Here is a 6,949-nt window from a genome sequence, read left to right as displayed (position 1 = left end):
CTTACCTTACCTTACCTTACCAGTTTAGCCTAGACAATCAATCGTTCCTGTCAATCGCTATTTGAACATAGCATAGGGTCGCTAACAAAAAAGCCAGCACCTGTGACAGGTGCTGGCTAAATATGCGATATAAAGCAAATTATTCAGCTATAACAGCGAATTCAGCTGCCGACGCATAATCGTCACCACGTTGGGAATTAAGTCCAGTAAAACGGATATAACGTCCTTTCACAGGCTTTTCGAATCGAACAGTTTTTAATTTTTTATTCCGTTCAAAAGATCCGGACATCACATCTTCCCAGTTCTTCCCATCTTTACTCACCTGAATCTTATAATCCTTGATATCACCATTCGGTCCATCCTGTCTTGGCAGAAAAGTGAAGCCCTTAATTGTTTTGCTACTTCCAGCATCAAAATCAACCCAATGTGGGTACTGTGCTACGGTAACCGAATACATCGTATGCCAAATCGAGGAAGGATTCCCATCCAGTAGGTTCTTAGCATCTCCTTCGCCAGTCTCTTGGCTTGAAGCAAACACCACTTCCATTGGAATAGTTTCGATTTTTGAGTATTGCTGTGTTACCTTTAATTTCTCATTATGCTGATACCAAGCAGTCACGGTACCACCAGTACGTAAATCAAAAGGCGCATTGTAGACACTTGCTTTCGCATTATTCAAACTGTATACAACAGGTTCATTCTTATTACCTGATAAAATAGAAACTTCACCGTTAGAACTTCTTGCCAAAGAAATTGGCGCATCACCGGCAGTCGCTACCTGAGCCTTTGCCATCATATCATTGTGCTGAATCGGACGGATAATAAAACCCATAGACGTTGGCACCGCTTTCACACGGTCTTTTTCCAACGGCGGACCTTGTCCACAGCTGTTACCGCCCAATCCTGTTACCGCAGCATCTAGATGTAGATGTACACCCGAACTTTTTGGCAATTGATAAGGGTGCGGCGCAAATGTCAGTTCGAGCTCACTATATTCCAAAGCGGAAGTTGCTAAATGATTTTTTGCAACAAAGATAGCTCCTTGACCATTATTGTTGGTTAATGCTGTCCAACGCACCTCTTCATTGTTGCTCATATTTTGCGGATTAGGCCATGGCACAAACTGGTCTTTTACAGTACTTTTGTGCAATTCAATAAATTGAGCAGTCTTCCGGTCAGCATAATTGTTGATCGGTCCACGTCCATAGTAACTATAATTGCCAAACTCGGTCGGTAATTGCAAAGAATAGCCCAATCGAGCTAAGACCACACTCGCATTATTGGATGTAATACTTGACGACAATTCAATAGAGCCATCCTTATAGATTGTCCAGATCTGATTGCTTGTAAATTTAAAATCATCCTTACCAAAAGGCTTATCCGTATGTTCTTTAAGGGTATACGTTCCAGAAGTTCCACCTAACAGTGATGCGCCATAAGGTGCTTGCGATTCAATCGTAAACGCCAATACAACTGTTCCATCCTTCTTGGTATAGCTATTTGAAGACAAAACCTTATGTTTCAGGTTATGCAATCCTTTTTCAAACCATCGTTGGTAAGCCCAGTTGTCATTGTCCACCGGAGCACGTAGTGCATCCAATTTAGGACCTTCACCATCGCGGATAACTTGTTTACCGGCATAGTTTAGATTATATATCGAGCCAGTTCTATTGTCAAACTTAACGATAAACTGATCTCCCTTGACCACCTGCAAATCACCTTCTTTGGAAAGCAACGGAGCCGCTCCTTGTGCAACAGATGAAATCAACGGTTTATTTTCAGCCGCTTTGACAAACAGTTGTTCCTCCATTTGTACAAAACCTTTGGCTGCCCAAGGTCGCTCCGTATTGAGAATAAACTGTACTTTTACAAAATACTCCGATCCCGCATCCAACTGCGCATAATTTATCGGCAATACAAGCTGCTTGCGTTGGCGCGCCTCGGGCAAATCTGTTGCACTGATTGTACCCGTGCTATTTTTCACCTCTACCCCATTTTTATATAGCGACCATTGAACCTGATAATCGGATAGATCTTTAAAATAATTTTTATTGAAAAGTTCAATTTTCCCTTGTTGAATATCAACAGCTTTTACACCCGCATTTTGGTACACTTTCTTTACCTCATAATACTGTGGCTTAGGTTTCATATCGGCAAAGATCAATCCGTTATTGACAAAGGTTCCATCATTGGGTTTGTCTCCAAAGTCGCCACCATAGGCAAGAAAGCGTTCGCCGGTCTTTTTATCATAATAATACATGGCCTGATCAATCCAGTCCCAGATGGCACCGCCCATAAAAAAGTTGGTCGATTCGATGGCTTCCCAATAATCTATTAGGTTACCAACAGCATTCCCCATAGAATGTGAATATTCCGAAATATGAAATGGATATTTCAATTTGTAGGTACCTTTTACAGCTCCTCTTACCCAGTCTATCGAAGGATATTGGTTAGAACCCATATCAACGATTGTATTGTTACGCTCGTATTGAACAGGTCGTGACGTATCAATTTTTTTAATAGCCTGATAGGCGGCCACGAAATTATCACCCGGACCGGCTTCGTTTCCTAGAGACCAAATAACCACTGCCGGATGATTGATGGTCGAATGCACCATCTCGATATTACGGGCTACATGGGCATTTTTCCATTCAGGAACATGAGAAAGAGACTCTTTGCCATAATAATATTCATGGCTCTCAATATTGGCTTCATCTTCGAGATAAATTCCATATTTATCGCATAAATAATACCAATAAGCAGGTTCTGGATAGTGCGAATTCCGGACATGGTTGATATTCGCCCGTTTCATTAATTTCACCTCAGCTTCCATCTGTTCTCTGGTCACTACTTTACCATGCTCAGGATTGGTCTCATGACGGTTGACACCTTTCAGTTTCACCGTCTTGCCATTGACATAATAATTACGTCCGGCCAAGCCAAATTCATCATCGGCAGCCTTGGTGTCTTTAATCTCAACCTTTCTAAATCCAACGTAGGTAGAAATAGTCTCTATCGTTTTGTTCTTTTTATCCTTCAATTCAGCGACCAAAGTATACCGATATGGTAATTCGGCAGACCATTTATCTGGATTTTTAACGTTCAACGTTGCTGCGATGCTATTGGAAACCTGACCATCCAGGGCTGGCACAGCTGATGAAGCTTCTGTCTGGTCAACAAGGGTATTCTCGTCACTGTATAGCTTATTTTTATAAAGTGAATAAACAACTTTATACCCTTCAGCTTTCTTATTTCCTAGATTGCGTACAGTACTCGTAATTTTCAACGAACCATTTTCATACTTGCTGTCCAAGTCTGGAATAGCCGCTAGATCGCGAATCTGAACTTTTGGCGTTGAAGTCAGGGAAACATCCCGAAATATCCCGGGCAATCTAAACATATCCTGATCTTCCAAAAAGGAAGCATCTGAACTGCGGTAAACTTCAACTGCCAACACATTTTCAGCACCCTTTTTTAAGTAAGGTGAGATATTGAAAGATGCGACGTTCCTTGAATTTTTTGAAAATCCGACATATTTGCCATTTATCCACAGGTAGAAAAAGGAGTCTACACCATCAAAATTGATAAATACCTCACGACCGTCCCAATCAGTAGGTACGGTAAAATTGCGTCGGTACGATCCCACTTCATTACGGTAGACATAAGTTGTCCAATCTTGGGCCGGTGTTCGCATGACTCCACCGCGCCAATCATCGACCTTTACTTGATGATGAAAGATCACACGTTGGTTCGTGTAAATAGGTACACCATATTTTAGGCTTCCATCCTTCTGTATACCATAAATATTCCAGCTCATCGGGACTGGAACAGATTCCCAGGCTCCAACATTATAACTAGGATCATAAAAGTCCTTTGGTCGCTCTTCCGGAGTCTTTACCCAGTTAAACTTCCAGGATCCATTGAGCGAAAGCCAATAGTTACTGTGCTCGGGAAGTACTTTTCTCGCACTTTCTACGTTCTGAAAGGAGAAGAACGAAGCATGTGGCAACTCCTTATTAAGTGATAATAATTGAGGCGATTCCCATTCATTCCCTTTTGGAGCCATTGCAGCTCCATACTGAAAACCGTCGATAGATGGCGTAATCGTTTGCCCTATCGCAACAGTAGTGTCCAGCGACAGAAATGAGGCTAGAATCGTTGAAAAAATAACAGAGTTTCTTAACATAATGTAATTAAGCAATTTAGTCCAGGAAACCAAATGTAACTTCATTTTGCAGTAATAACAAGCAGATTATTAAAGCACTCGATTGCGAAACTTTTTCAATACAAAAAAAGGCCATATAGAACGTTAAAATCGTTTCATAAGAGCTTCCTTCGAGAATTGTACATAAAGCAAAAACATAAAAAATAGAGATGGCGAAAAATCACGATGTCCTCCCAAAAGCAGCAGATTTCAATAAAAAACAAATGCTTTCGGTTTCAAGGAATAAGCCTTATTTTTGGGGATAGATTTCGCTTTAAACAAATAAAAGTTTACGTTTGAAAATATTTCGAAGAATTTTATTTTTCAAAGGGTTACAATTTAAGCATTAAGGTATTAATAGGTGAGTAAATTCAGTAAATCAGTCCTGCTAGAAAATGATGAGCAAATCATTGAAGGCATCAAAGACGGCAACAGCTTGGCGATAGATGCTATCTATAAGCGGTACTATCCGTCTATAAGCCATATGATCTTGCAAAACAATGGAAGTGAGGACGAAGCGAAAGATATTTTTCAAGAAGCTGTCATTGTGCTCTACGATAAAGTTTCCAAAGGGAACTTTGAGCTCAGCAGCAAACTAAAAACATATCTTTACTCGATTTGCAGAAGGCTTTGGCTTAAGCAACTCAATCGTGCTGGTTTTGGCAATAGTGACATTCGAGGTTATGAAGATTCCTTATTTGAGGAAGAAGATCTTCAACAGCATCAAGAACTTGAAAAAAAGTTCGATCAAATGGAGCTTGCCTTAGAGAAAATGGGAGAACCTTGTAAGACAATCTTACATGATTTCTACATCTTAAACCATTCGATGCAGGACATCTGTGAAAAATTTGGTTATACCAATACAGATAATGCCAAGACTCAGAAGTATAAATGCCTACAACGGCTGAAAAAAATATTTTTTTCAACAGATTAAAACTAGTGTAACACCATGGGAACAATGAATCAAAAAGAATTTTTCGAATTAGCAGATCACTATCTTCGCGGCGAATTATCGGCCGAAGAAAAAGCTGCATTTGAATCTTTTTGTGCTGATCAGCCCTCCTATGCTGCCCAATTACAACAACACCGAGAATTTGTTGCCAATATGAAAGAAACTAGTCAACGGCTGGATTTCAAAAATGCATTAGCGCAATCAGCAAAAGAATACCATAAAACCCAAAACAAACCCGCAAAGGTGGTTCCTATAAAACAATCAACGGTAATTTCACTTTGGGAACGTATCAAAGCAAGTTCTTTAGTGGCTGCAGTGGTAGCAGTATTTGCGGTATTTGGCACATTATGGCTGAGCGGTTATTACAGCAACCTCGAGAAAGCATCTTCCGATTACAGCGCGCTACGTAGAGACATGAACAATGTCAAAAAGAACGTCAACGCACACAACGCTGCAATCAGGGATATCAATGACAAAAAATCAGTAAAAGGTACCGAAAGCCAGTTTGGCGCAACAGGATTTATGCTGACAACAGATGGCTATGTTGTCACCAACTACCATGTCATTAGTGGAGCAGATTCGATCTATTTGCAAAATAGCAAAGGTGAATCGTATAAAGCACAAATCGTACATACCGATCCAAGCAAAGACTTGGCTATTTTATACATCGCGGATAAGACCTTTAAGAAAGCTAAAAGCTTACCTTACACATTCAAAACATCGACTTCAGATCTTGGCGAAGATATTTATACGATCGGGTTTCCTCGTGACGAAGCAGTATATGGTCAGGGATACCTAAGTTCATCAACAGGTTATGCTGGTGATACCATTGCTTATCAGATCTCCGTACCTGTCAATCCAGGTAACAGTGGCGGTCCCGTATTGGATAGCAGAGGTAATGTGATTGGTATTATTTCCGGAAAACAACGTGGCATAGATGGTGCTGCCTTTGCAATCAAAACGAAATCAATCTTGAATGCTTTAGCGGACATCCCAAGTGATTCACTGGTTACTGGTCTTAAGATCAACAAAAAGAATAGCTTGGCAGGCTTACCAAGAACAGAACAAATCAAGAAAATGCAAGACTATATCTACATGGTTAAAGTCTATTAGGACGCATTTATAACTTATAAAAAAAGGCAACGTTTTCTCAACGTTGCCTTTTTTTGTCCCTTAATACCAAGCCTAATCCTTACAGATTAGGTTGTGGCGTAGTTCTCAAATACGGTTTGATCTCTTTAAACCCTTTTGGAAATTTAGCAGGAATATCTTCTGTCTTTATCGCTGGAACAACAATAACATCTTCGCCATGCTTCCAGTCAGCAGGTGTAGCCACTTGATAATTGGCTGTTAACTGTAAAGAATCAATGACCCGTAAGATTTCATCAAAATTACGACCTGTTGATGCTGGATAGGTCAACGTCAATTTGATCTTTTTGTCAGGGCCAATAATAAATACGGAACGTACGGTCACTGTTGCGGACGCATTTGGATGGATCATATCGTACAATTCGGATACATGATGATCTTCATCAGCGATAACCGGGAAATTCACTTCGGTATTTTGCGTTTCATTGATATCCTTAATCCAATTCAAGTGATCGTTTACATTATCGACGCTTAGCGCAATGGCCTTCACACCTCTTTTGTCAAATTCAGATTTCAATTTTGCAGTACGACCCAACTCTGTTGTACATACCGGCGTATAATCTGATGGGTGCGAAAAGAAAACGACCCAGCTATCTTTGATATAATCGTGAAAGTCTATTTCACCAATGGTTGTTTGCGCTTTA

The 6,949-nt window shown here is 40.3% G+C and carries 4 protein-coding genes; 2 read left to right on the top strand and 2 right to left on the bottom strand.

Annotated features, from left to right (window positions below):
• Positions 1-139: 139 nt before the first annotated feature.
• Complete coding sequence (locus B2X72_RS20055; RefSeq protein ID WP_286851239.1) at positions 140-4,186, bottom strand: glycoside hydrolase family 2 TIM barrel-domain containing protein; 4,047 nt, start codon at positions 4,184-4,186, stop codon at positions 140-142.
• A gap of 379 nt (positions 4,187-4,565) precedes the next feature.
• Between B2X72_RS20055 and B2X72_RS20050 the strand changes: the two genes are divergently transcribed.
• Positions 4,566-5,138 (top strand): RNA polymerase sigma factor, encoded by a 573-nt coding sequence (locus B2X72_RS20050; protein WP_075990961.1) that lies wholly within the window; start codon positions 4,566-4,568, stop codon positions 5,136-5,138.
• A gap of 24 nt (positions 5,139-5,162) precedes the next feature.
• Positions 5,163-6,269 carry a S1 family peptidase gene (locus tag B2X72_RS20045; RefSeq protein ID WP_232475672.1) on the top strand — a complete coding sequence of 369 codons (1,107 nt, stop codon included), beginning with the start codon at positions 5,163-5,165 and terminating at the stop codon, positions 6,267-6,269.
• Between the two features lie 79 nt (positions 6,270-6,348).
• Here the strand turns inward: B2X72_RS20045 and B2X72_RS20040 are convergent.
• Positions 6,349-6,949: peroxiredoxin (locus B2X72_RS20040; RefSeq protein ID WP_286851237.1), on the bottom strand; the 601-nt coding region annotated here is incomplete at its 5' end.

The organism is Sphingobacterium sp. UBA7253 (assembly GCF_002472745.1).
In the GTDB taxonomy this organism is placed as follows: Bacteria; Bacteroidota; Bacteroidia; order Sphingobacteriales; family Sphingobacteriaceae; genus Sphingobacterium; species Sphingobacterium siyangense.
Note: the sequence above shows the minus strand (reverse complement) of the source record. Positions and strands in the feature narration are given on the sequence as shown.

What these genes read in the sequence shown, in the direction of transcription:
- B2X72_RS20045 (WP_232475672.1), top strand. Translation starts at nt 5,163, where the DNA reads ATGAATCAAAAAGAATTTTTCGAATTAGCAGATCACTATCTTCGCGGC.
- B2X72_RS20055 (WP_286851239.1), bottom strand. Translation starts at nt 4,186, where the DNA reads ATGTTAAGAAACTCTGTTATTTTTTCAACGATTCTAGCCTCATTTCTG.